Source organism: Gracilibacillus orientalis (assembly GCF_900114645.1).
GTDB lineage: Bacteria > Bacillota > Bacilli > Bacillales > Amphibacillaceae > Gracilibacillus > Gracilibacillus orientalis.
This window is the reverse complement of the sequence record NZ_FOTR01000004.1, coordinates 1-25,298: the sequence shown is the minus strand read 5'-3', so window position 1 is coordinate 25,298 and position 25,298 is coordinate 1. Positions and strand designations below refer to the sequence as shown.

The window sequence follows — 25,298 nt, the reverse complement described above, 5'->3', positions numbered from 1 at the left end:
TAAAAATTACCAAAATTATTGTACCTCTTGCGCATATTTTTCTACATAGGCAAGTGCTTCTGATAATTTAGTCGCATCTTTACCACCAGCTTGTGCCATATCTGGACGGCCACCACCGCCACCGCCACAAATCTGAGCTGTTTCTTTAATCAGACTACCAGCATGGTATCCTTTAGTTACTAAATCTTTGGTAACTCCTGCTGCTAACTGTACCTTGTCATTATTGACTGCTGCAAGCAAAATAATACCTGATTCTAATTTTTGTTTCATTTCGTCTACCATTTGACGTAATTGGTTCATGTCTGAGACGTCTACTTTTTTCGCAAGTACTTTTACTCCGTTTACTTCTTGGGCGTCATCTAAGATCGAAGATGCCTCTAACTGGGAAAGTTTAGCACGTAATGATTCGATTTGACGCTGCTGTTCTTTCATATCTTTAAATAGATGTTCTAAACGTTCAGGTACTTGGTCTTCTTTTGTTTTTAATTGATTAGCTGTTGTTTGTAACAATTGGTGTTTTCCATTGACAAATTGATAAGCACTTTTTGCTGTTACAGCTTCGATTCTTCGTGTACCGGCACCAACTCCTGACTCTGAAACTATTTTAAATAAACCTATTTCAGCTGAGTTTTGAACGTGGCAACCTCCACACAATTCTATGCTATAGTCTCCGATTTTAACCACACGAACGATGTCACCATATTTCTCGCCAAATAAGGCCATGGCACCCATTTCTTTTGCTTCTTGTATTCCTTTATTACTAATGATCACTTGTATGGAAGCCCAAATTTTTTCGTTCACTTGTTGTTCTATTTGCGTAATTTCCTGTTCCGTTACTGCTCCAAAATGGGAGAAGTCAAAACGTAAACGCTCACTTGCGACTAATGAACCAGCCTGGTTAACGTGTTCTCCTAACACATCCTTTAATGCTTGATGTAAGAGGTGTGTTGCCGTATGGTTTTTAATAATGTACTGACGTGACGTTTGGTCTACTTTTGCTTGAATGGCTTGCCCCTTCGATAACGTACCTTCTTGGATCAGAATACGGTGAAGATTTTGTCCATTTGGTGCTTTCTGAACATCTTGTACTTCAGCATGACCATCTTCAAAAGAAATTGTTCCTTTATCAGCAATCTGCCCACCGCTTTCCGCATAAAAAGGTGTTTCAGCAAGTATAATATATGCTTCATTCCCAGCTGTAATAGCTTCTACACGTTCTTTATCAGCAACCATTTCCAAGACAGTTGTTTCGGCCTGTAAATAATCATACCCTACAAACGAACTTTCTGTGTTGATTTCGTTTAATACACCATCTTGAATTTGCATCGAATCGACTTTTTGACGGGCATTACGTGCTCTGTCACGTTGCTTGGTCATTTCTGTTTCAAAACCTGTTTCATCAATTGTAAAGCCAGCTTCATCAACATACTCTTCCGTTAATTCTTTTGGAAATCCGTACGTGTCATAGAGACGGAATACTTCCTCACCCGGGAATACTTTCTTTCCTTTTGTTTTTTCTTGTTCGATAATCGTATTTAAAATTTGCAGACCTTCCTGTAATGTTTCATGGAAACGTGCTTCTTCCGTTTTAATCACATTTTGAATAAAGTCTGTTTTACCTTTCACTTCTGGATAGAAAGCTTCCATGATCGTACCAACTGTAGGAACAAGCTGATACATAAATGGTTTATCGATACCAATATGCTTGGCATAGCGTACAGCACGACGTAAGAGACGGCGTAATACATAGCCACGACCTTCATTTGATGGTAAGGCGCCATCACTAACCGCAAAAGTCACTGTACGGATATGATCGGCAATCACCTTGAAGGACACGTCTGTTTCTTCTTTTGCATTATATTTGATATTAGCAAAATTTTCTGTTTCTTTAATAATAGGTAAAAATAAATCCGTTTCAAAATTGGTTCTTGTATCCTGGATCACGCTAACAAGACGCTCTAGACCCATACCAGTATCAATGTTTTTCTTCGGTAATGGCGTATACGTATCATCAGGATTATGGTTGAATTGAGAGAACACTAGGTTCCAGATCTCCAAATAGCGTTCGTTTTCACCGCCAGGATACAGTTCCGGATCATTCGGATCATTACCATAAGCTTCGCCACGGTCATAGAAAATTTCGGTATTGGGTCCGCTTGGCCCTTCCCCGATATCCCAGAAGTTTTCTTCTAGCCGAATAATGCGCTCTTCCGGCAAACCGATTTTATCACGCCATAGAATATATGCTTCTTCATCTTCCGGGTGTACGGTAACCGATAATTTCTCTGGATCAAAGCCAATCCATTTGTCACCAGTTAAAAATCCCCACGCAAAATCGATTGCTTCTTCCTTGAAATAGTCGCCAATCGAGAAGTTACCTAACATTTCAAAAAAAGTATGGTGTCTTGCGGTATACCCAACATTCGTGATGTCATTAGTACGTATTGATTTTTGTGCATTGGTAATGCGGGGATTCTCTGGTACTACACGACCATCAAAATATTTTTTCAATGTCGCGACACCACTGTTGATCCACAATAATGTCGGATCATCTTTTGGTACTAATGATGCGCTCGGTTCCACACCATGGCCATTTTCTTTAAAAAAGTCTAAAAACATTTGTCGCACTTGAGCAGATGTTAAATTCTTCATAATAAATCGCCTCCGTGAATTTATATGTATTAAAAATAAAAAAACTCTCATCTCTGCTTGATTCAGCAGGGACGAGAGTTATATCCGCGGTACCACCCTAATTACAGTCAAAGTGACTGTCACCTTAACATCTGTAACGGAGATGGAACCCGGCAGTAATTAGCTGCACTTCAAACTAGCTTCCTGAATCAGAGCATTTAGAATTTCTTTCAGCCACGGAAATTCCTCTCTTGGAAACGGTAATTCAGTACTCAGATTTTTCTTCGATTTGTTTTATTTAACTTCGCTAGCATATTATAGATAACTTTTGGCTATCTGTCAATTGCTTTCACCTGTCTAATAATCAATGGTACTGCTACCCTGGCGACTGCCAGAAAAGGCACTGCCAATAGCATTCCCACAACACCAGTAGTCTTTGCCGCAATAAATAGAGTTAATATTAAATAAACAGGATGGATGTGGATGCTTTTTCCTACTATAAAAGGAGAAAGTAAATTCCCTTCTAATAATTGCACTGCTAAAACGACTAGGAATACATACAATACCATTTTTGTGGACATCGTAAAGGCAATCAAAACCGCAGGAATCGCCCCAATTATCGGTCCAAAATAAGGAATAAAATTGGTGAAACCGATAATGGTTGCCAATACAACTGCATAATTCATTCCAATCCATCTTAACAAAAAATAACTCACTAATCCAACAAGGAAACACACTAATATTTGTCCTCTTATATACTGACCAAGGCTTTCCTCCATATCATGTGCCAGTTTCTTTGTGAAAGATTGATATTTTTGCGGGATGATTTTCAAAATGCCTCTCTGTAATTGCTGATAATCCTTCAGAAAGTAAAAAGCTAAAATTGGTATAACGGCTATCATGACAAAAATATCAAATAACAAAGGAATATTCTTTAACAAATTGGTTAACTGTTCACCGAGTGTTGTTTCTATATTTTGAAAGAGTTGATCTAAATTATCATGAAACCCCTCCGGCAAGAAAGAGGTTTGGTTATATAAGCCATAGATAAAAGAGCGATACGCATCAACATATTGTGGTATGTTTTGCTGCATTTCCTGGAGTTGCTCCATCCACATCGGAAAGGATATATAAATACCATATCCAGTAAGTGTGAAAAAAAGGAGATATATGAAAATAATAGCCAATGGCCTTGGAATATGGAATCTATGAATTTTTTCGACAACTGGATGTAATAGATAGGCAATTAAACCTGCGATTAAAAAAGGTGCCAGCACTTGTAAAACGACGATAAGCACATGCTTGTAAAAAGGAAATAGAATATACATTAAATAGAGAAACAGAACTGCTAAGCAGAGAATAATCAGTTGAAGGACAATACGCATTTTTGATTGATTAGACATCATCGTTACTTTTCTACTCGTCTTTCGTCATCAGAAAATAAATCATCCAATGAGCTTAACGATCCATCCATTTCAACTTCATGCAAGTGCAGCATATTATTTTGGACAGATAATTCAATGAAGCAATCCCAGCAATAGTATTGCTCTGGACCTATAACGCCGATATTCTTGCTACGACAATTCGGACAAATCACTAACATTCCCTCACTTTTCCATTTTATTTTTCATCCTTTCCTTTTTGGAGGGAATTATACATGTAATTTTACAAAGAAATAGCTTGTGTTGGGATGACTTTAGTTAAATAAGGCTTATAGTTCATCATATCCTAGTGATGTATTGATCATAATTACTTACCTTCCTTTCCATCATTTGATATGCTTCGACACGATATGCATCAAACTTATTTAATTCTGCTCCCCATCATGATGTGTAGGTAACGCAAAAAAGCAGAGATCGCTAAACCGATCTCTACTTCACATTTGTCTTTTATCTAGCCCCTCATGATTACTAGCTTGACTCCATAAAATCATACGGTGAAAAGTCTTCTTGTCCTACTTCAATAGAAAGTAGGTGTTCATCCGCTGTTAATTCCTGTTCGCCTTCGCTTTCTGAAGGTTTATCTTGCACATTAAATAATTCATGCAAATAAGTAACGAGCGATGTATAGCGCTGGTTCGTATCTTCTGTATGTACGCCTCGTAAAAATGCTGATTTATCACCGCATATCACAAGCGATTGTTTGGCACGAGTGATTGCTGTATATATCAAGTTTTTGCGGAGCATCCGGTTATATCCTGAGATAATTGGTAAGATAACAATTTGAAACTCACTGCCCTGTGACTTATGAATCGATGTACAGTAAGCATGCATCAGGTTCAACAAGTCTGGTTTGGCATAGGCTATTTCTTTTTCATCAAAGCTGACGACAACCTGTTCTTCTTGGTCCACATTCTCGTCTTTTTCAAAAATGGCGACAACTTCACCAATATCCCCATTGAATACACCATCTTCAGGTTGATTAACAAGCTGGATCACCTTGTCTCCTTTTCGGAAAACGATATCTCCAAAGCGCATTTCTCTTCTACCTTGTTGTGGCGGGTTGACCACTGCTTGTAGCTCTTCATTTAAACGGTGTATACCAACTTTCGATCGGTACATCGGCGCTAATACCTGGATTTGCCTTAGGTCCACACCTTTGTCGTGAGCTTTTTTCACTACCTGTGTCACAATATCGACAGCCTGGTAATCCGGGCAAGTCAGAAAATTAAAATCATTAGCCTTTGCTAAGCTGTCTGGCTGTACGTTATGATTTTTAATTTCATGAGCAAGCTGAATAATTTTGGAGCCCTCTTTTTGGCGGTAGACTTCCTTAAGTGAGACGGATGAAACAACATCACTTTTCAATAAATCTGCAAGTACCTGACCTGGTCCGACAGATGGAAGTTGGTCTTCATCTCCTACAATCACAACTTGCATGTCATCCGGAATTGCGCGAAACAACTGATATGCAAGCCAAATATCAACCATAGAAAATTCGTCAATAACAAGAATTTTCCCTTCTAGTTTATTATTCTCATCTTTATCAAAAGTTTCATTACCATCCCAGCCTAATAAGCGGTGAATAGTAACACTGTCAATTCCTGTTGATTCTTTCATCCTTTTTGCCGCACGCCCAGTTGGTGCAGTTAATACAAACGGATACTCTTCGTCATCTTTATAATCATCTTTATCTAACGAAAAGTCATTAATCTCTGCATAAGAATTGATAATTCCTTTTATAACTGTTGTCTTCCCTGTACCTGGACCACCTGTTAAGATGAAAAACTTCTCTGATAAGGCTGTCTCCAATGCTTGATATTGTTCTTTTCCATAACTTAAAATTTCTTCTTCCTCAATAGCACCTACAATTTTTAACAGTTCGGCATCAGTAAATACTCGTTCGACCTTTTTGTCAGCAATCCGTTTAATTTGGGCACAAAAACCTGTTTCCGAGTAATATAGAGATGGTAGATATACTTTTTTGTCAGTAACGATGATTTGTTTTTCTTTATTTAAATCGACAATCTGAGCAGTCATTTTGTCAATATCGATCTGATTTGCTTCACCGTCCAATAACTGATCCATCTCATATAACAACCGATCGATTGGTAGATAAACATGGCCAGCCTGAATACTGTTTTGCAAAATATAAATACAGGACGCTTGTATTCTCGTAGGATGATCGATCGGAATATTATTTTCTTTTGCCATTTGATCTGCTCGTAAGAAACCAAATCCATCTACATCGAAAACGAAAGCATATGGATTTGTTTGCAACGTATCTAACGTATTTTCTTTAAAAGCCGTATACATTTTTTGGGCCATCTTAAGACCAAAACCGTATTTCGACAATGCAATCACAATATGCTCAAAACCTTGATTTTCATGGAGTATTTGATAGACTTTTTCTTGTTTGTCTTTAGCTAATCCTTTTACCTGGGCCAGAACGGATTGATCATTCAGAATCTTAGATAATGCTGTTTCTCCTAGAGTATTTACAATTCGTTCCGCTGTTTTTTTACCGATACCAGGAAATAAATCACTTGATAAATAGGCAATAACGCCTTCTTTCGATTCAGGCAGAAAACGTTGGTAGCTTTCGACTTGGAATTGGCGACCAAAGCGTTTATGTTCGACAACTCGTCCATAAAATTCGTATGTCTCGCCAGGATCTAAGCGCCGGAAGTACCCTTTCACAACAACTTCGGTTTCATCAAGTTGCTGATTAGTTTCGAGTACTTTGATCTTTGCAATGGAAAAATGCTCGTCTTTATTTTCAAAAATAGTATGAATCATTTCGCCTTTTATGAAATTCTTTTGTTCCACTGTTTGGCTATTCTCCATTACAAAGACCTCCAATCCTTACTCTTCTTCGAGCATTTTTTCAATTTGCTTTTTACCATTATCAGCTAACAGATGCTCAGGTTGAATTTCAAGTGCTTGATTAAAATGTTCCAATGCCTGTTCAATGTTTTCGTCATACAACGCGATAACGCCTAAATTATAATGAGCATCACTATGTTCTTTTTGCAATGCAAGTACTTTGTTAAAAGTAGATTTAGCATAGTCTAATTGTTGTGTTTGTGCTAGTGCCAATCCATACTGAAACTGAACATCGACATCTTCTGGACTTAACTCACTTGCCCGTTGCAAATAAGGGAGTGATAATTTAAATTGCTCATCGTATAAAAACGTCATTCCTAACATAAAATACGGATCCGCTTCTTCCAAGCCCAGACTAATTGCTTTCTCGAATGGTTCCTTTGCCGATTCGAAATTTTCCTGTTCAAAATGACAATTACCCAAACCATAGTAGGCTGTCGCTGCATTATCATCCAGCTCTGTTGCCTTTTGGTAAAATCGTTCAGCTCGCTCATAATCTTTCATATGTAAAAGTAGATTGCCAAAGTTTATATAATGAACGGGATCTTGCGGATTTTTTTCAATCTCATCTGTAAAATATTGTGCTGCCTCTTCCAGCTTACCCTCTTTCATATACTGAATCCCTTGATCAATTTCTGTCATGTTAAAACCTCCTGTTGTTATTTTAGCTCAATTGTGAATTGACGTGCAAGCACAGTCTAATGATTGGTTATATAATGTGATTAGTTTATGATGGACACTCTTTTGTGATTTACTCATTTCTTGTCCTTCATCAGGCTTATGATAGACACTTTGTTGCGATTTGTTCTGCTTTTATCCTTCTTTTAAGAGAAAGGGGACAGCACGTAAGCATGCTGTCCCTCTAAATCATCCTACATAATCTAAATATTTATCGTCTTTAATCACTTCATCGATTGTGCCGCCGCCTAAGCAGATTTCGTCTTGGTAAAAGACGACTGCTTGTCCTGGAGTAATCGCACGTTCTGAATTATCGAATACTACTTTAGCAGTATCGTCACCATTTGGATACACAGTTACCCCATTATCAATTTGGCGATAACGGAATTTTGCTGTACAATGGAAGGCTTCTGTCGGTACCTCATTAATCCAATTGATGTCCGTTGCGATCAAAGCATCAGAATATAATGCGTCATTATGGTAATCTGCTCCAACGTAAAGCACATTGTCTTCCAAGTTCTTTCCAACTACAAACCATGGACCGCCTGGACCACCGATACCCAGACCTTGACGTTGACCAATCGTGTAATACATGAGACCATCATGCTCACCTTTTACTTCACCGTCCAGTGTCATGATTTTGCCTGGTTGTGCTGGTAAATATTCACTTAGAAATTCTTTGAAATTTCGTTCTCCAATGAAACAGATCCCTGTACTATCTCTTTTGTTCGCTGTAGCCAGTCCGTTTTCTTTGGCAATGCGACGTACTTCTGTTTTCGGTATGTGTCCCAGCGGAAACATGACTCTTCTTAACACATCTTCTGACAATTGATTCAAAAAGTACGTTTGATCTTTATTATCATCAACACCACGCAACATTTCTACATGATCATCATGATGTCTCACTTGTGCATAGTGTCCAGTTGCCACATAATCTGCACCAAGAGAAAGTGCATGGTCTAGAAATGCTTTAAATTTAATTTCTTTATTACACATCACATCAGGGTTTGGTGTTCTGCCTGCTTTATATTCTTCTAAAAAGTAAGTAAACACTTTATCCCAATATTGTTTTTCAAAGTTGACTGCATAGTATGGAATATCGAGTTGGTTACATACACGTACAACATCATCAAAATCTTCCGTTGCGGTACATACACCAAATTCATCGGTATCATCCCAGTTTTTCATAAATATACCGACGACATCATAGCCTTGTTCTTTTAACATAAGGGCTGTCACAGATGAATCGACACCACCACTCATACCGACAATCACACGTGTATCTTCATTTTTTTTCATTGTTTTCACCACCTTATTTTGTCAGTCTGTTGACGATTTTCGCCACTTTCTCTGCTGCCTCTGATACATTTTCCTGATTATTCGCAAGACCGAAACTGAAGCGAATCGAATTAGTCGTACAACTACTATTTTCGGTAAACATCGCACTTAACACATGAGAAGGTTCTACAGACCCAGCTGTACAAGCACTTCCACTCGATGCTGCAACACCACTCAAATCAAAATTGGTTAAAAGAGCTTCCACATTGGTTCCCGGAAAGCTTATATTAATAATATTTGGTATGCGTTCGCTATTTTCACCATTTATTGAAAAGTCAACATCTTGATCACGAAGTATTTGCAAAAAGAGATCACGATAATCCTGATACTGTTGATATCGTTGTTCCCGTTCTGTCTGCGAGAGTTGAATTGCTTCCGTGAAACCGGCAATTGCTGCTACGTTTTCTGTACCAGGGCGACGTTTACGCTCTTGTTCACCACCATGTTGTAAAGCATGTACCGTTACATCCGGATGAACATATAAAAAACCTAAACCTTTTGGACCATTTATTTTATGAGAAGAAACAGTTAATAAATCTACCTTAAGTTCCCCAACATCAATCGGTAACATACCATAAGCTTGAACAGCATCGGTATGAAAAAAGGTCTGATGTTCCGCTAACAAATCACCAATTTTTTCAATTGGCTGAATGACGCCTGTTTCGTTATTAACCATCATAATTGTGACAAGAATCGTATCGTCACGTAAAGCATGTTTCAATTGTTCCATATCAACGGCACCATGTTCATCAACATCTAAATAGGTTGCTTCAAATCCTTGTTTTTCAAGGTTTTCTACCGTGTGTAATGTCGCATGATGCTCCATTTTGGTTGTGACAATATGCTTTCCTTTTGCTTGATTGGCAAGCGCAACACCGGTTATTGCAATATTATCCGCTTCTGTACCCCCACTTGTAAAAACTATATCCTTTTCGGTAGCATGAATAGATTGCGCTGCAACCAAGCGTGCTTTATCTAAAACCTGTCTAGCTTTGCGGCCGAATGAATGAATACTAGATGGATTACCGAAATTCTCTTGTAAGCTTTCAGTCATCGCATCAGCAACTTGGGGGTGTACCGGAGTTGTCGCTGCATGATCTAAATAGATAGCTTTCATCACTTTCAACTCTTTTCTTTAAATGTAGAACATATAAGGATCCTGTACGCCTTTTTCCCCGTAAGTGGCCAAATCCTCTAATGTGGTGGTATCGAGTACATCTTTAACAGCATCACGAATTCTGATCCAAAGCTCTTGTTTGGCTGGCTCTTCTTCTTCTATTCCCTCAACTGGCGTGATTGGTCCTTCTAAAATTCTGATAATATCACCAGCTGTAATCTCATTTGGTTCTTTTGCCAGTATATAACCGCCATATGCACCACGAACACTTTTCACTAAGCTCGCATTTCTCAACGGAGCAACTAACTGTTCTAAATAGTGTTCTGATAAATTATTTTCTTTGGCTATACTTTTTAACGACATCGGACCATTGCCGTTATTTTTTGCCAATTCGATCATAATCGTAAGTCCGTATCTCCCTTTAGTCGATATCTTCATGGTTACACCTCATTTTTCCCCTTTGAAATATCTGTATACAATGTTCGTCATTAGTTGTTATTATAGCATGAATGATATAATAATTGCAGAACAATTCTAAGCTGGTAACTTGCATATAAGCATGTATATAAATTAATTATAGTGTAAAAAAACTAAGCCAAGCTAAGGCGATAAGGCAAGTTTTTCTTATCATTACATACTTGCCTATATTAAGAAAGCCAAAAAAAAATGTCAAGTTGCTTGCTCTAGATATGATAGAAAGGATGATACAATGGCGAATCAACCACTTGCTTTTCGAATGAGACCAAAAAATATAGATGAAGTAATCGGTCAACAACATTTAGTCGGGGAAGGACATATGATCAAAAGAATGGTTGATGCAAACCGTCTTCATTCCATGGTATGTTACGGACCACCTGGTACAGGGAAAACTTCAATGGCGATCGGAATTGCCAATAGTTTAGACATTCGCTATAAACTGTTGAATGCTGCAACCGATAGAAAAAAGGATATGCAAATAGCTGTAGAAGAAGCAAAAATGTCAGGTCAACTTGTAGTCATATTAGATGAGGTGCACCGACTTGATAAAGCTAAACAAGACTTTCTTTTACCACATGTTGAATCGAATTTAATCACATTAATTGGCTGTACAACAGCAAATCCTTATCATTCCATCAATCCAGCAATTCGTAGCCGTTTACATATTTTTGAACTATATCGACTGGAACCATCTGATATCGTTGAAGCGTTGGATCGTGCAATTGCTGACGAAGAACATGGTTTAGGCGAATTGCCGTTAGCAGTCGATATAGAAGCAAAAGAACATTTTGCCAACGCCTGTAATGGTGATTTACGTGCTGCCTTAAACGGACTCGAACTAGCTGCCTACTCTACGCCTGGTGACGATGATAAGATCGTGATAGATTTAGCAAATGCTGAAGCATGTATGCAAAAAAAGAGTTTCTCCCATGACAAAGGCGGAGATGCCCATTATGACGTATTATCTGCTTTTCAAAAGTCAATTCGCGGCAGTGATGTTGATGCCGCATTACACTATTTAGGGCGATTAATTGAAGCTGGTGACTTAGAAAGTATATCCCGGAGAATGCTGGTTTGTGCATATGAAGACATCGGACTTGCGAATCCTCATGCTGGTCCAAGAGCTTTAGCTGCAATAGAGACTGCTGAGCGGGTCGGCTTTCCTGAGGCGCGTATTCCTTTATCAGTGGCCATTGTCGAGTTATGTTTATCCCCAAAGTCAAACAGTGCTTACTCGGCACTGGACGCGGCGCTAGCTGATATTCGTAGTGTTGATACAGGAGAAATACCTGCCCACTTAAAAGATGCCCATTATAAAGGAGCCGCAGCTCTTGGCCGTGGAATGGATTATAAATATCCACATGCCTTTGACAGTGGTTGGGTAAAACAGCAATATTTACCTGACAAAATCAAGCACAAACAATACTATCATCCTAAGAATACCGGTAAGTTTGAAAAAAATTTACAACAAATATATCAAAAGTTGAAAAAATAGTGTTTAACTCACTCCTTTTCTGGTCAGAATAGCAAATAAGTTAATCTATTCGTACGATTATCAATCTATTAAAAAAAAATGACAGAATCAAACAAGGAGTGAACATACATGTCGAAAGTTCGTCAAGATGCATGGTCACATGAAGATGACCTATTATTAGCAGAAACAGTATTAAGACATATCCGGGAAGGGGGTACGCAATTAAAAGCTTTTGATGAAGTAGGCGATAAATTAAACCGCACTTCAGCTGCCTGTGGATTCAGATGGAATGCCGAAGTGCGACAAAACTATGATCAAGCAGTGCAAATTGCGAAGAAACAACGAAAAGATAGGAAAAGAGCATTGGCAAATCAAAATAATGTTTATACACCACCTACTGTACAAACTAGTCAACCAGAAAATGAGACAAATAGAACGATTGAAGAAGAAGTATATTCAATGTTGAATTGGAATTCTAATCGTGAACAGACTCAAACTCAACCCCAGATTCAAACTAATCCTGCTTCCGAGACATATCAGGAAGAATACAGTATAGATCTTGATCAAGTCATTCGATATTTGCAGTATCTAAAGAAAGAGCAAAAACTAGCACAATCTTCAAAAGTCAGTAATCAAAAGCTAGTACAAGAAAATGAGCAACTGCAAAACCAATTAGAAAAGGAACACAAAAGAGCTAAAAAATTAGAAAAGGAATTACAGACGATGAAAGAAGACTATCAAGCCTTTATGCAAATCGTTGAGCGTGCTAGAAAGATGGTAGTGTTTGAAGAAGAGGAATCACAACCTATTCCAAAATTCCGAATGGATAAAAATGGTAATTTAGAACAAGTAGCAAAATAAATAAGCAAAGACAGCTTACTTAATAAGAAGCTGTCTTTATTAATGGATTGAACTATAGACTCATATCTATTAGAGGGATCGTTCTCATAGACACTTTTTCGGATCGGTTTGTTGTTCTTCAAATAAACATTCCCCTTATAGTTTTGAGGCTTCTATCCTTCAAAAATCAAATAGAAAAGGTACATCATAAAATGATGTACCTTGTAATTTAATTAAATAATCCCAATCGTGCCGTCATTCGTGATGAAGTTTTGATCCCGCTCCTAGCAGGTGGGTGCCCTGTCCTATACTTCATGCTTCCGCCATTCCTAATAAGTAAAGCGGCATGCACGCCATATAAGAACTCCAAGCTCCCGAAGTTATTGGTGTTCGGTCAAAACTCAATAATCTGACGAACACATCAGGATTTTTTATTTTTTATCTTAAATAAATAATAGCATATCGAATTTTGAAATTCAAGGATATTTCTTTACAATATCTTAATCATTTCATTACAGTTATTTTAATTTTAAATGCAGTTCATTTAACTGCTTAGTACTAACAGAACTTGGTGCATCTGTCATAGGATCTGACGCTGATGCTGTTTTCGGGAATAAGATAGTATCACGTAAATTCGTACGACCTGCAAGTAACATGATAAAACGATCAAACCCGAGAGCAATACCACCGTGTGGTGGAGCACCATATTCTAATGCCTCCAGTAAGAAACCAAATTGAGATTCTGCTTCTTCTTTCGTGAATCCAAGTTTTTCAAACATTTGGTTTTGCATTTCGCGTTGATAAATACGAAGTGAGCCTCCACCTAATTCATATCCATTCAACACTAAGTCATACGCTTGTGCACGAACTTCTCCAGGATTAGTGTCCAATTTATCAAAATCAGCCTCAAAAGGCATAGTGAACGGATGGTGGGCTGCATGATAGCGCCCTTCTTCTTCATCATATTCTAATAATGGCCAGTTTGTGATCCACAAGAATGCAAACTTGCTTTCATCTATCAAATCATGATCTTTTGCCAATTTCATACGTAATGCACCTAACGTATCAAATACGACTTGTTTTTTATCAGCTACAAAGAAAAGAAGGTCCCCTGCATTGGCATCTAGCATGCTGCGGAATTGTGCTTGTTCTTCTTCAGAGAAAAATTTCGCAATAGGCCCCACTAAAGCCTCTTCCTCTACTTTCAACCAAGCTAAACCTTTTGCACCATAGATTTTTGCAAAGTCTGTCATATTGTCCAGATCTTTACGGGAGTAATCGTCTGCCTTGCCTTTTAAGTTAATGGCACTTACTTTTCCACCATTTTCAACCGCCTGGCGGAACACTTTAAAGCCAGACTCTTTTACTATTTCAGAAAGATTGACTAATTCCATGTCAAAACGCACATCTGGTTTATCTGAACCAAAACGTTCCATTGCTTCATCGTATGGCATACGATGAAATGGCGTTTCGATGTCTAAGCCTTTGACATCTTTCATTACTTTTTTCATCATGCGCTCAGTCATTTCTAAGATATCATCCATAGACATGAATGATGTTTCGATATCAATTTGAGTGAATTCCGGTTGACGATCCGCACGTAAATCTTCATCACGGAAACAACGAGCAAATTGATAATATTTTTCAAAACCTGCTACCATCAATAATTGTTTAAATAATTGTGGTGATTGTGGTAATGCATAAAAGTAACCTTCATGAACACGACTTGGTACTAAATAGTCACGTGCACCTTCTGGGGTACTTTTTGTTAACATTGGTGTTTCCATTTCTAAAAAAGCTTCGTTGTTTAGAAACCCGCGAATCGATTGTGTTGCTTGATGACGTAATTTGAATGTTTCCTGCATTACCTCACGACGTAGATCTAAATAACGGTATTTTAATCGAATTTCTTCAGATATATCGATGTCATCTGTTAACGTAAATGGAGGTGTTTTTGCTTCATTTAACACATTGATGTCACTTACAATTATCTCAATATCGCCTGTGTCAATTTTTGGATTAACCGTCTCCCCATCTCTTTCCACTACTTTCCCTTTCACTTCAATTACATATTCACTACGGACACTATCGCCAATTGCATGTGTTTCTTTACTGTTTTCTGCATTGAAAACGATCTGAACAACACCTGAACGATCACGTAAATCAATGAAAATGATTTCGCCAAGATCACGACGTTTTTGTACCCAACCTTTTAGTGTAACTTCTTGATTGACGTGCTCTTTACGTAAACTGCCTGCTAAAGTACGCATGATTTTCCCCCTTATACAATCTCTTTAATATGTTCTGTTAATTGATCCATAGCTACCGTTTGCTGGTCACCTGTTTCCATGTTTTTTACAGCAATTTGATTATTAGCTAATTCATCGTCTCCTAATACTAGTACATATTTTGCTTGAAGACGATCGGCTGCTTTAAATTGCCCTTTAAATTTCTTACCTTGATAGTCTTTGTCGACCTGAATGCCTGCTTGTCGTAATTCATTTACGATCGCAGCTGCTTTTAGATTGGCTTCGTCACCTAATGATACGACATAGCAATCAAGCTGCCTATCAATGGGAAGTTCTACACCTTCCGCTTCTAGCGCCATTAGAAGTCGTTCAATACTTAGAGCGAAACCAATTCCAGGTGTTTCAGGGCCACCAAGATCTTGAACAAGTCCATTATAACGACCACCACCTGATAATGTTGTAATCGCTCCAAACCCTTCTGCATTGCTCATAATCTCAAATGCAGTATGGTTATAATAATCCAAACCACGAACCAAATTCGGATCCACTTCATATGGAATTTCCATTGCATCTAAGTATGCCTTAACCTTGTCAAAATAAGCTTCCGATTCGTTATTTAAGTATTCTAAAACAGATGGTGCATCTTGCATTTTAGGATGCTCGCGGTCTTTCTTACAATCTAATACACGTAATGGATTTTGTTCTAAGCGTGTTTGACAATCGCCACATAGTTCATCTTTCACTGGTGTAAAGTGATCGATTAACGCTTGTCGATGATTTTCTCTACTTTCCTGATCTCCCAGACTGTTGATGACAAGCTTTAATGATTGAAGCCCTAATGTTTGATAGGCATTCATTGCCAATGAAATTACTTCGGCATCAATCCCAGGATCAGCACTTCCTAAAGCTTCTACCCCATATTGGACAAATTGTCGCATCCTGCCTTGTTGAGGTCTTTCATACCGAAACATTGGTCCGATATAGAATAGTTTTGTTGGTTGATTTGGTAAACCAAATAATTTTTGCTCGACAAAAGAACGAACGACAGAGGCTGTCCCTTCCGGTCTTAAGGTAATGCTTCTATCTCCCTTATCTAAAAAGGTATACATTTCTTTCTGAACAATATCCGTTGTATCTCCGACACCACGCTGGAATAATTCAGTATGTTCAAAAATAGGTGTGCGAATCTCGTTATAATGATAATTTTTGCTTAGTTCCTTCAATTTCTCTTCTACATATTGCCATTTTTCCGTCACACCTGGTAACAAATCTTGAGTACCTCTTGGCGCCTTCATTAGATTTCCCCCTTACACATTCTATAGATTTTTGGACATAAAAAAACTCCCATCCCAAAAAAGGGACGAGAGATTACCCGTGTTGCCACCCTAGTTGAAGTAATATTACTTCCACTCAAACAGTTAACGCCTGCATACGTTCATACCTACTCTATTCGGTACAAAGCCTCCGGAATGTCTTTCGCATGAGCCAGATAGCAAGAATTCTTTCAGCCACGGGAATTCTCTCTCTTTCCTACTGTTTCTCTGCTACTCTTTCCTTCTCTAGCTTTTGATTGTCATATCATTAGAATTTATTATATCATAATCGTTCATAAATGTTTTTGTCAAGTTTGTTTTCGGTTTTTCGCTATTTTTTGGGTAGAATGTAGTGGAATATCAAATTGTGCTGCAATCTCTGTTTGATAATTCCTTGGTTGAAATTCATGAAAATGATGAACATTTCTTGTGTATTGGTGATTTGTTGCTGCTTTTCTGTTATGTTTGTAATGAGTATGCATTCTTTTTTTCATCCTTTTTTTACTTTTCATTATGATTCCAGTAAGATAAAAGTGATTACATATCGAAGGAGCGGTACCAATTGTGAAAAGAAAAATCTTTTTCTTGACCATCATTAGTTTTATCTTTATTTTTTCTATATCTTTATTAATTTATGCAAAAGATGCAAAAATTGAGGGAGAAAATTTAAATGTAAGAAACGGACCCGGCACAGAATACGATGTAATTACAAAAGTAAATCCTCCTGAGCAATATCCAGTCCTTGAGGAATCTGGTGAATGGGCGAAAATAGATTTAGGGGATAAGCAAGGATGGATACATCAGGATTATTCTTCGATTATAGAAGATACAGAACCCAGTCAAGAATCAGAAAAAGAGGTTGAAGATGACTTGGCTGAAAGCGGGAGCGATAATGAAATTTCTGATAACAAGGAACAAGGAGACAACAGCACAGACCCAAATACAGATGCAATAGAAAATAACAAGGGTATCGACAATAGCCTTGTAGGCAAAAAAATCGCCTTGGATCCAGGTCACGGTGGCCGGGATGTTGGTGCTATTGGTGATTCAGGTGGTTTTGAAAGTAATTATACATTAAAAACAGCACAAGTATTACGTGAAAAACTGGAAGCACATGGAGCGGATGTATTTCTTACTCGCAGTAATAAACAATATGTGCCATTAACCAGTAGAACGACACACGCTAATCTTCTTCAAGCTGATGTGTTTCTCAGTATTCATTATAATAGTACACCGGAGTTACCTGAAGTTAGAGGTATTGACACATATTACTTATCAGAACGTGATCACCAACTTGCCGAGTATGTACACGGTGGTATTATCAATGAAACTGATATGAATGATCGAGGGATTGAGCAACGAGATTTACACGTATTGCGAGTTAACCATAGACCCTCACTATTATTGGAACTTGGTTTTATTTCTAATGAAACAGAGGAAAGAAATATTCAATCAAGAGCATATCTCGAAGCAATGAGCAGAGGAATCCTAATGGGATTAGAGCAATATTTCAGGTAAAAAGACCATGTTGATTATAATCAACACGGTCTTTTTACACGCTTATAATGAATCATTTCCTCTATTTCTCCGTCCCACTTTCGAGAATCATAGTGACAGGACCACTGTTGGTCAGGGTTACGTTCATAGTGGCACCGAATTGGCCGGTTTCAACCTGTATACCTTCATTTCTTAGCTTTTGATTAAATTGTGTGTACAGTTTTTCAGCATAATCTGGTTTGGCTGCCTGCATGAAGTTAGGTCTTCTGCCTTTTCTCGCATCTCCGTAGAGGGTGAATTGTGATATCGAGAGTACACTACCACCGATGTCTTTAAGAGATAAGTTCATTTTCTGATTTTCATCTTCAAAAACGCGTAAGTTCATTGTTTTGTTGACGAGGTAATCAACATCTTCTTCTTTATCTTCATGAGTTACGCCGACTAAGGCGACGTAACCATATCCTATCTGTCCTGCTACTTCATCATTTACAGTAACAGACGCGTCTTTTGCTCGTTGTAATACCACTTTCATGCTAATTCTACCTACCTTTTTTACATTTAAAGAAAGCATAACGACTAAGCTTTTCTTATTGAATCGTTCTTTTAACTGTATAAACGTCTTGAATTTGTTTTAAGCGATCGACAATTCGACGTAAATGATTAATATTATGAATTAAAATGGTGACATTAATAATTGCGATTTTATTGCGGTCAGAGCGTCCGTTAACTGCGATGATATTTGTTTTCGATTCATTAATAACCTGTAACACATCATTTAATAATCCTCGACGGTCATAGCCTGAAATTTCTAAATCAACATGGTATGATTTTGATTCCGATTCCGTATTTTCCCATTCGACATGGATTAAGCGGTCTTTAGCTTCATTTTCATGGACATTGGGACAATCCTTACGATGGACCGACACTCCTCGACCTTTAGTAATATAACCGACAATACCATCACCAGGCACTGGGTTACAACATTTAGACACACGGATCAGCATATTGTCGACGCCTTCCACCCGAACGCCGGAATCTCTTTTTGGTTTTTTCTTCATCGATTGGCCACTTGCATTGACTTCTTCGATCGTTTCTTCGATATTTTTATCTTTTTCTTGCTGTTCGCGGATTTTTTCTGTCAGCCTGGTCACTATTTGAGCCGCCGTGATACCATGATAACCAACCGCTGCAAACATATCCTCTTCTGTACCAAAACTGAATTTTTCTAATGCCAGTGCAATATTTTCCTCTGTTAATACTTCTTTTGGTTCAAATCCCGCTTGTTTTAATTCCTGTTCCACCATCTCGCGTCCATTGCTTACATTTTCGTCACGGCGTTGTTTTTTGAAAAATTGTTTTATTTTATTTTTTGCTTGTGATGTTTGCGTCATTTTCAGCCAATCTTGAGATGGCCCATATGAATGCTTCGATGTCATCACTTCAACAATATCGCCATTTTTTAATTGATAATCAAGTGGCTCCATCTTCCCGTTGATTTTGGCACCTATCGTATGATTTCCGACCTCTGTATGGATTTTATAAGCAAAATCAATAGGAACTGATCCTCTCGGCAATTCTATTACATCGCCTTTTGGTGTAAAAACATAGACCATATCTGAAAAAAGATCTACCTTTAGTGATTCCATAAATTCTTCGGCATCATTTGCATCATTTTGCCATTCTAATATTTCCCGGAACCAAGCCAGACGATCTTCATTAGACTGTTGAGTAGTATTTACTTTCTTATCTTCTTTATATGCCCAGTGTGCAGCGATCCCGTACTCCGCTATTTCATGCATTTCTTTTGTACGAATTTGTACTTCTAAGGGAGCTCCTTTTGGTCCAATCACTGTCGTATGCAGGGATTGATACAGGTTGGGTTTCGGCATGGCGATATAGTCTTTAAAACGACCAGGCATTGGCTTCCAACATGTATGGATAATACCTAAAACGGCATAACAGTCTTTAATGCTAGAAACGATTATTCTTACTGCTAGAAGATCATAGATTTCATTAAATTGCTTCTTCTGCAGCATCATTTTGCGGTAGATACTGTATAAATGTTTCGGCCTTCCGGAAAATTCAGCTTCAATATTGACGTCATTCAATTGGTTTTTTACTTCTTCCATTACTTCATCAATATAATGTTCACGCTCTTCACGTTTTTGCTTCATTAAATGAACAATACGGTAGTACTGTTGAGGATTCATGTATCTTAAAGCTGTATCTTCCAGTTCCCATTTAATAGCAGAAATACCTAACCTGTGTGCCAATGGTGCAAAAATCTCTAACGTTTCATTTGAGATGCGCCGTTGTTTTTCAGCAGGTAAATGCTTCAATGTCCGCATGTTGTGCAACCGATCTGCAAGCTTGATTAAAATCACGCGAATATCCTTTGCCATGGCGATAAACATTTTACGGTGATTTTCAGCCTGTTGGGCTTCTTTTGACATATATTTAATTTTCCCGAGCTTCGTTACACCATCAACGAGCATTGCAATTTCTTCATTAAATTCTGCTTCTAAGTCTTCAACGGTGACAGATGTATCTTCTACGACATCATGTAAAAAGCCACCAGCTATTGTCTCGGGATCTAATTTTAAATCCAGTAAGATTCCAGCTACCTGAACGGGATGAATGATATATGGCTCTCCTGACTTACGAAATTGCCCTTCATGTGCTTTTTCCGCATAATCATACGCGCGCTTAATTAAACGTATATCTTCATCATTTAAATAACTTTTAGCTTCTTCAAATATATCATCAGGCGCTAAAATTTTATCCTTTGCCATATAATCACCTTTATTATTAGACTAACTACGTTATAAAACGTGTTTTAACTATCATACCAAAAATAAAGCAATTTTTCCTCCTATTCTATTTCATTTCTCGACATTTTACTCTACATTCATTTTATTATGTACGATTTATTATAATGAACATAACAAATTTTTGTGAAAATTCCATTTCTCTTTTATTCTCGTTAGAAGTTATTTCCATAAAAGAACATCACTGTCAACGTTTCTGTTGAATACTTTACCGACAAACTAAACACCATATTCGCAAAATATCGAGAGATTAATTTCTTCGCTTGCATTAATTAGTTACCGACCGCTATCCATCAATTCATAAGTGTAAGAAAAACCGAGAAAACCCACCCGGTCCTTATCTTTAAGTCAGATGATGTGCGCTAGCTCCATGTAGTAATGTTGACATGTTTCCCCCCGCTTCGGCTGCCCACTCCCCTTTCCATGGGGTTATCCCTTCAGCTAACTTTTTCGCGCAAAAACCGCTGGAAGCTAGACATCTCCGTTTATCTTTATAAAAAAAGAGCACTCATTGAGTACTCTTTTGGCTTATTAATATTCCACTAATCTTAATACATCGTATCCATCTAGTTTGTCGCGACCGTTCAGGTAACTAAGTTCGATTAAGAATGCACAGCCAACTACAATGCCTCCAAGTTGTTCTACTAAATTGATAGTTGCTTCGATTGTTCCCCCTGTTGCTAATAGATCATCCGTAATTAATACGCGTTGACCTGGCTTTATAGCATCTTTGTGAATCGTTAATACATTTTCTCCATATTCTAAACCATAATCCACTCTGATTACTTCACGAGGTAGTTTTCCTTCTTTTCTAACCGGTGCAAACCCAATTTCTAATGCATAGGACACAGGACAGCCAACAATAAATCCTCTAGCTTCAGGACCTACAATGATGTCAACATCTTTACTTTTAGCATATTCCACAATTTCGTCAACAGCAGACTTATACGCCGGGCCATTGTCCATTAGCGTTGTAATATCTTTAAAGCGAACTCCCTCTTTAGGCCAATCTTCCACCACTGTAATATATTTTTTATAATCCATAAACCATTTCCTCCTCATGTATCTCAGCCTGCATTTGCTCAGATATCCATGTTTTTAATTGCGTATATGATGAATAAATGAATATTTCTTCTAGCTCCATCCATTTTTTTCTGTCTTGATAAACCTGTGCCTCTGCTAAATCTTTTTTAGACGGATTATCGGCTGGCACAATCAACCCTTCCTTACGAGTTACAAAATTAAGTTCATGAAAAACCTGGAACATAAGCTTAATTTTCTCTAATTTCCAACCCTTATATTGAGCTAACTTAGGCGCATCTATTTTATAATCAAAGTATTTTCGCTTTAACATTAACTGATACAACCATTTAAATTCCTCTCGAGTTGGCAATGCTCTAAAGTAATCACTACCACCGGTTGGGAAACAAACCATCAACCGTTTAAAATCTACTCTTTGTACAAGCTCCCGAATATCATTCAATGTGTCAGGAAAATCGAGTAAATAAAGAGCTTCAATGGTTTGGTTAAGGTTTAATACTGTTTCTTTATCGCATACAGGTAGACTTTTATGGTCGATTCCTCGAAAACTCACAAAATAGTGATTTTCCAAGTTTGCATCCAACTGTTGCTGCCAGTTCTTCATTCCCCTGTAATCAAAAAGTTGCCAACTGTTCACGGCAATATCTTTTATCATCATTTGTGGCTTCCGGATTCCATTCCATTCATTGACTTGGAGTTCACCAACCACTTCAACCGGTGTCTGTTTAGCGAGGAAAGGTACCTTCTCACCAAATCCAAATCCGATACTATCTATTTGTACACTAGCGTCAACAAATTTCATCTTCAGATGATTTTTAGTTGCACCTATTTGTCTTATCTCAGAAGGAGTTGCCTCAATATGAAAAAGTGGTTTTGGATTTGCCATCCCAAATGGTGCTAACTGATCGATCGTTTCTAACAGAGCCATATCAATATCGCTGATCGATAATTTGCTACTGACAGTCAGTTGAGGCTTGTAATCTGCTTCTGTCAATTGTTCTTGTGCTAATCGGTCTAATTTTTCTTCTAACTCATCCACATTTTCTGTTGGTAAAGTCATTCCGGCTGCTTGAGCATGCCCGCCAAAATGAGTAAATACATCCCTGTGCTCCATACAATTTAGGAACATGTCGAAGCCTTCAATACTACGGGCAGATCCTTTCGCCTGATTTGTTTCCGGATCGATTGCAAGGACAATGGCTGGTCGATAGTAATTTTGGACCAGTTTGGATGCAACTATTCCTAGCACTCCCTGATTCCAGCCTTCCTTCGCCACGATGATTACTCGTTTTTCCGTATCAGACGACTCGACTATTTCTATAGCTTCTTTCGTAATATCTGCAACAATTTTTTGCCTTTGGGTATTTAATTCTTGCACATAATTGGCTAATTCTTCTGCTTCTTCCGGGTCATCTGTTATCAAAAGTTCAACAGCTAAATTCGCATCCTGCAAACGTCCAACGGCATTTAGGCGCGGTCCAATTCTAAAGCCAATATCTTCTTCTGTAACATTTCCTTCTATTTGGCATAGCTTTTTCAATGCTTTAATACCTTTGCGTTCAGAGCGGGTTAGCGCTTGTAAACCTTTGTGCACAAGAATTCTATTTTCATCTTTTAATGGAACTAAGTCAGCAATGGTTCCAATTACAACTAAATCGAGAAACTTTTCTGGAAAATAGCCTAGTAAATGCTCCGCAAATTTAAATGCAACACCAACTCCCGCTAATTCCTTAAAAGGATAGCTTTCTGAACATTTCGGGTGAATTATTGCATAAGCATCCGGCAGTGTTTCTTGTACCTCATGGTGATCAGTAATAATAACGTCCAAACCTAATTGATTAGCAACCGCTACTTCATCAATTCCAGCAACCCCGTTATCTACCGTGATAATTAATTGAAACCCTTGCTTATGCGCTTCACGGAAGGCTTCTTCATTTGGACCATACCCTTCTGTAAAGCGATTCGGTATATAATAATCACACATTGCGCCAATCTCACGTAAAGCCTCGACCATAACGGTAGTCGAAGTCACACCATCGGCATCATAGTCGCCATACACCAGAATACTTTCCCCTGCTTCGATCGCTTGTTTCACCCGGTCAACTGCTTTATCTATCTGGGAGAAACCAGTTGTGTTATGAAGTTGATCTAAGCTTGAGTTTAGAAAGTTTTTTGCTTTTTCAGCTGTATCGATTCCTCTTTGTAACATGAGCTGTTTAATTATAGGAGAAACTTTTACCTCTGCTAAACTTTCTGTATTTGTTACGTCTTTATCGTTATATGTAAAAATCCAGTTTGATTGACTCTCTAACATAAATTCACCCCTGACTCACTTATTATACAAAAGTGTATCAAGGGTAGCAAACAGAATTATTTTACTGTATCGTCGTTTTCTGCTATTTCTGTAGATTCGGATTCTTCTGCCCCAGCTTCTACGACAGGATTTTCATGTGCTCTTAAAGCATTTATTTCTTTTCTGGCCACTCTTAATTCTTTTTGTAGACGAATCACGCGGAGAACTCCAACCGCAGCGGTAATAATAGCTCCCATTAAAACAGAAAATAAAATAACAAGAATAAGAGGTGCATGACCTGTTCCAAATAGATAGTTTACTTCAACAGGATCTACATTAATTACAGCAAAAATGGCGATAATGACTGCGAATACAACAGCTAAAATGATATACGTTTGTCCTTTCATATGCTACCTCCTCCAATGATTTCAATTACAATAAGTTAAGTATAAAGGAATTTTTATACAATGTCGATTTATGTTGTAATTTTGAATAAATAGAGCTCGATGATCGGTTTGCTATCAAGCTTTATAGATATTATTATCCATTTTGATTGATTTACTAATAAAAATTCATCAATTGGCTCACATTCACCCATTTAGAATATAATCAGTTCTATCGATCAATACCACTATATCCAAATCATTAAACAAACCTGGAATAATCCATCGATCCTTGTTCGCATTAGATACAAACTGCGCAATAACTTATTGCGTAGATTTGCTCTTCCACCTTTTTGATGGTGAGTGCTGGGAAACGCTTCAGCAGAATACTTCGCTTTCCACGGGCACGGCCTTAGCCTCCTCAGAAAACAAGTACGTTTTCTTGCGGGGTCTTCGGCTCGAGTCAAGTCCTTAATTTTGTGTAAAAGTAAAAATACAATGTTTCCACCACATATGACGGTTATTTATTTTTTCACTGGGGGAAGGGGATCCCCTTCCCCCAGTGGAAAATGGGCATGCTATCAAAGTGCTTTTTAATTTTTCAAAAGTGCTCTTTGTTGTTGCTTTGTTTCTGCATATTCCATTAAGTAAGCAGCTAAGAGACGAAAAGCGGATTGAGTGTTTGGAAAGATCCGGATGACACTCTCACGTCTTCGAACTTCCTCATTTAATCGTTCTAAATGATTGGTACTATGAATAAAAGGATGGTATTTATCCGGTTCATTCATATATTGAATGGCATCATCAAATCCTT

At 37.9% G+C, this 25,298-nt stretch carries 20 protein-coding genes, 1 other RNA gene and 2 other annotated features; of the genes, 3 read left to right on the top strand and 18 right to left on the bottom strand.

What is annotated here, in order from left to right:
- Positions 1–15 precede the first annotated feature (15 nt).
- The 8 genes from alaS to cymR form a co-directional block, all read right to left on the bottom strand.
- Complete coding sequence (gene alaS, locus BM121_RS08400; protein ID WP_091483196.1) at positions 16–2,652, bottom strand: alanine--tRNA ligase; 2,637 nt, start codon at positions 2,650–2,652, stop codon at positions 16–18.
- Positions 2,653–2,716: 64 nt separating this feature from the next.
- Positions 2,717–2,925: a binding site (T-box leader), on the bottom strand.
- 38 nt (positions 2,926–2,963) lie between these two features.
- Entirely contained in the window at positions 2,964–4,037 is a 1,074-nt protein-coding gene (locus BM121_RS08395; RefSeq protein WP_091483195.1) for an AI-2E family transporter, read from the bottom strand.
- 2 nt (positions 4,038–4,039) lie between these two features.
- Positions 4,040–4,234, bottom strand: coding sequence for a hypothetical protein (locus BM121_RS08390; protein WP_091483194.1), 195 nt, complete (start codon positions 4,232–4,234; stop codon positions 4,040–4,042).
- Between the two features lie 307 nt (positions 4,235–4,541).
- Entirely contained in the window at positions 4,542–6,917 is a 2,376-nt protein-coding gene (gene recD2 / locus BM121_RS08385; protein WP_091483193.1) for an SF1B family DNA helicase RecD2, read from the bottom strand.
- A gap of 18 nt (positions 6,918–6,935) precedes the next feature.
- Positions 6,936–7,598: a tetratricopeptide repeat protein gene (locus BM121_RS08380; protein ID WP_091483192.1), complete on the bottom strand. Its 663-nt coding sequence runs from the start codon at positions 7,596–7,598 to the stop codon at positions 6,936–6,938.
- A gap of 225 nt (positions 7,599–7,823) precedes the next feature.
- Entirely contained in the window at positions 7,824–8,933 is a 1,110-nt protein-coding gene (mnmA, locus tag BM121_RS08375) for a tRNA 2-thiouridine(34) synthase MnmA (RefSeq protein ID WP_091483191.1), read from the bottom strand.
- 13 nt (positions 8,934–8,946) lie between these two features.
- Positions 8,947–10,089, bottom strand: a complete 1,143-nt coding sequence (locus BM121_RS08370) for a cysteine desulfurase family protein (RefSeq protein ID WP_091483190.1) — start codon at positions 10,087–10,089, stop codon at positions 8,947–8,949.
- 18 nt (positions 10,090–10,107) lie between these two features.
- Complete coding sequence (gene cymR / locus BM121_RS08365) at positions 10,108–10,527, bottom strand: cysteine metabolism transcriptional regulator CymR (RefSeq protein ID WP_091483189.1); 420 nt, start codon at positions 10,525–10,527, stop codon at positions 10,108–10,110.
- A 271-nt stretch (positions 10,528–10,798) separates the two neighbouring features.
- Here cymR and BM121_RS08360 point away from each other — a divergent pair, with 271 nt between their 5' ends.
- Both BM121_RS08360 and BM121_RS08355 read left to right on the top strand, forming a co-directional pair.
- Positions 10,799–12,061: a replication-associated recombination protein A gene (locus BM121_RS08360; RefSeq protein ID WP_091483188.1), complete on the top strand. Its 1,263-nt coding sequence runs from the start codon at positions 10,799–10,801 to the stop codon at positions 12,059–12,061.
- Positions 12,062–12,169: 108 nt separating this feature from the next.
- Positions 12,170–12,901 (top strand): RsfA family transcriptional regulator, encoded by a 732-nt coding sequence (locus tag BM121_RS08355; RefSeq protein ID WP_091483187.1) that lies wholly within the window; start codon positions 12,170–12,172, stop codon positions 12,899–12,901.
- Between the two features lie 215 nt (positions 12,902–13,116).
- Here BM121_RS08355 and ssrS read toward each other — a convergent pair.
- From ssrS to BM121_RS22020, 4 genes are all read right to left on the bottom strand, one after another.
- Positions 13,117–13,311, bottom strand: a non-coding RNA gene (gene ssrS, locus BM121_RS08350) — 6S RNA.
- An 87-nt stretch (positions 13,312–13,398) separates the two neighbouring features.
- On the bottom strand, positions 13,399–15,150 hold the full coding sequence (gene aspS, locus BM121_RS08345) for an aspartate--tRNA ligase (protein WP_091483186.1): 1,752 nt from the start codon (positions 15,148–15,150) through the stop codon (positions 13,399–13,401).
- Positions 15,151–15,161: 11 nt separating this feature from the next.
- Entirely contained in the window at positions 15,162–16,424 is a 1,263-nt protein-coding gene (hisS, locus tag BM121_RS08340; RefSeq protein WP_091483185.1) for a histidine--tRNA ligase, read from the bottom strand.
- A 58-nt stretch (positions 16,425–16,482) separates the two neighbouring features.
- Positions 16,483–16,698 (bottom strand) — a binding site (T-box leader).
- Between the two features lie 52 nt (positions 16,699–16,750).
- A complete protein-coding gene (locus BM121_RS22020) occupies positions 16,751–16,924 on the bottom strand; it encodes a hypothetical protein (protein ID WP_175495371.1) in 174 nt (57 codons plus the stop codon).
- Positions 16,925–17,006: 82 nt separating this feature from the next.
- Here BM121_RS22020 and BM121_RS08335 point away from each other — a divergent pair, with 82 nt between their 5' ends.
- Positions 17,007–17,960 (top strand): N-acetylmuramoyl-L-alanine amidase family protein, encoded by a 954-nt coding sequence (locus BM121_RS08335; protein WP_091483184.1) that lies wholly within the window; start codon positions 17,007–17,009, stop codon positions 17,958–17,960.
- A gap of 61 nt (positions 17,961–18,021) precedes the next feature.
- On the opposite strand, the gene dtd is transcribed toward BM121_RS08335, so the two are convergent.
- From dtd to BM121_RS08305, 6 genes are all read right to left on the bottom strand, one after another.
- Positions 18,022–18,471, bottom strand: a complete 450-nt coding sequence (gene dtd, locus BM121_RS08330) for a D-aminoacyl-tRNA deacylase (RefSeq protein WP_091483183.1) — start codon at positions 18,469–18,471, stop codon at positions 18,022–18,024.
- A gap of 55 nt (positions 18,472–18,526) precedes the next feature.
- Positions 18,527–20,731: a RelA/SpoT family protein gene (locus BM121_RS08325; RefSeq protein ID WP_091483182.1), complete on the bottom strand. Its 2,205-nt coding sequence runs from the start codon at positions 20,729–20,731 to the stop codon at positions 18,527–18,529.
- A 567-nt stretch (positions 20,732–21,298) separates the two neighbouring features.
- Positions 21,299–21,811 carry an adenine phosphoribosyltransferase gene (locus BM121_RS08320; protein ID WP_091483181.1) on the bottom strand — a complete coding sequence of 171 codons (513 nt, stop codon included), beginning with the start codon at positions 21,809–21,811 and terminating at the stop codon, positions 21,299–21,301.
- Positions 21,801–24,122 carry a single-stranded-DNA-specific exonuclease RecJ gene (recJ, locus tag BM121_RS08315; protein ID WP_091483180.1) on the bottom strand — a complete coding sequence of 774 codons (2,322 nt, stop codon included), beginning with the start codon at positions 24,120–24,122 and terminating at the stop codon, positions 21,801–21,803. The genes BM121_RS08320 and recJ overlap by 11 nt, the downstream gene beginning before the upstream one ends.
- 56 nt (positions 24,123–24,178) lie before the next feature.
- Positions 24,179–24,508, bottom strand: coding sequence for a LapA family protein (locus tag BM121_RS08310; RefSeq protein WP_091483179.1), 330 nt, complete (start codon positions 24,506–24,508; stop codon positions 24,179–24,181).
- 569 nt (positions 24,509–25,077) lie between these two features.
- On the bottom strand, positions 25,078–25,298 hold a 221-nt coding region (locus BM121_RS08305), incomplete at its 5' end, for a transposase (RefSeq protein WP_175495345.1).

Excerpts from the sequence above, each read along its gene's own strand:
- alaS (WP_091483196.1), bottom strand. The coding sequence starts at position 2,652 with ATGAAGAATTTAACATCTGCTCAAGTGCGACAAATGTTTTTAGACTTT.
- BM121_RS08395 (WP_091483195.1), bottom strand. The coding sequence starts at position 4,037 with ATGATGTCTAATCAATCAAAAATGCGTATTGTCCTTCAACTGATTATT.
- BM121_RS08390 (WP_091483194.1), bottom strand. The coding sequence starts at position 4,234 with ATGTTAGTGATTTGTCCGAATTGTCGTAGCAAGAATATCGGCGTTATA.
- recD2 (WP_091483193.1), bottom strand. The coding sequence starts at position 6,917 with ATGGAGAATAGCCAAACAGTGGAACAAAAGAATTTCATAAAAGGCGAA.
- BM121_RS08380 (WP_091483192.1), bottom strand. The coding sequence starts at position 7,598 with ATGACAGAAATTGATCAAGGGATTCAGTATATGAAAGAGGGTAAGCTG.
- mnmA (WP_091483191.1), bottom strand. The coding sequence starts at position 8,933 with ATGAAAAAAAATGAAGATACACGTGTGATTGTCGGTATGAGTGGTGGT.
- BM121_RS08370 (WP_091483190.1), bottom strand. The coding sequence starts at position 10,089 with ATGAAAGCTATCTATTTAGATCATGCAGCGACAACTCCGGTACACCCC.
- cymR (WP_091483189.1), bottom strand. The coding sequence starts at position 10,527 with ATGAAGATATCGACTAAAGGGAGATACGGACTTACGATTATGATCGAA.
- BM121_RS08360 (WP_091483188.1), top strand. The coding sequence starts at position 10,799 with ATGGCGAATCAACCACTTGCTTTTCGAATGAGACCAAAAAATATAGAT.
- BM121_RS08355 (WP_091483187.1), top strand. The coding sequence starts at position 12,170 with ATGTCGAAAGTTCGTCAAGATGCATGGTCACATGAAGATGACCTATTA.
- aspS (WP_091483186.1), bottom strand. The coding sequence starts at position 15,150 with ATGCGTACTTTAGCAGGCAGTTTACGTAAAGAGCACGTCAATCAAGAA.
- hisS (WP_091483185.1), bottom strand. The coding sequence starts at position 16,424 with ATGAAGGCGCCAAGAGGTACTCAAGATTTGTTACCAGGTGTGACGGAA.
- BM121_RS22020 (WP_175495371.1), bottom strand. The coding sequence starts at position 16,924 with ATGCATACTCATTACAAACATAACAGAAAAGCAGCAACAAATCACCAA.
- dtd (WP_091483183.1), bottom strand. The coding sequence starts at position 18,471 with ATGAAAGTGGTATTACAACGAGCAAAAGACGCGTCTGTTACTGTAAAT.
- BM121_RS08325 (WP_091483182.1), bottom strand. The coding sequence starts at position 20,731 with ATGGCAAAGGATAAAATTTTAGCGCCTGATGATATATTTGAAGAAGCT.
- BM121_RS08320 (WP_091483181.1), bottom strand. The coding sequence starts at position 21,811 with ATGGATTATAAAAAATATATTACAGTGGTGGAAGATTGGCCTAAAGAG.
- recJ (WP_091483180.1), bottom strand. The coding sequence starts at position 24,122 with ATGTTAGAGAGTCAATCAAACTGGATTTTTACATATAACGATAAAGAC.
- BM121_RS08310 (WP_091483179.1), bottom strand. The coding sequence starts at position 24,508 with ATGAAAGGACAAACGTATATCATTTTAGCTGTTGTATTCGCAGTCATT.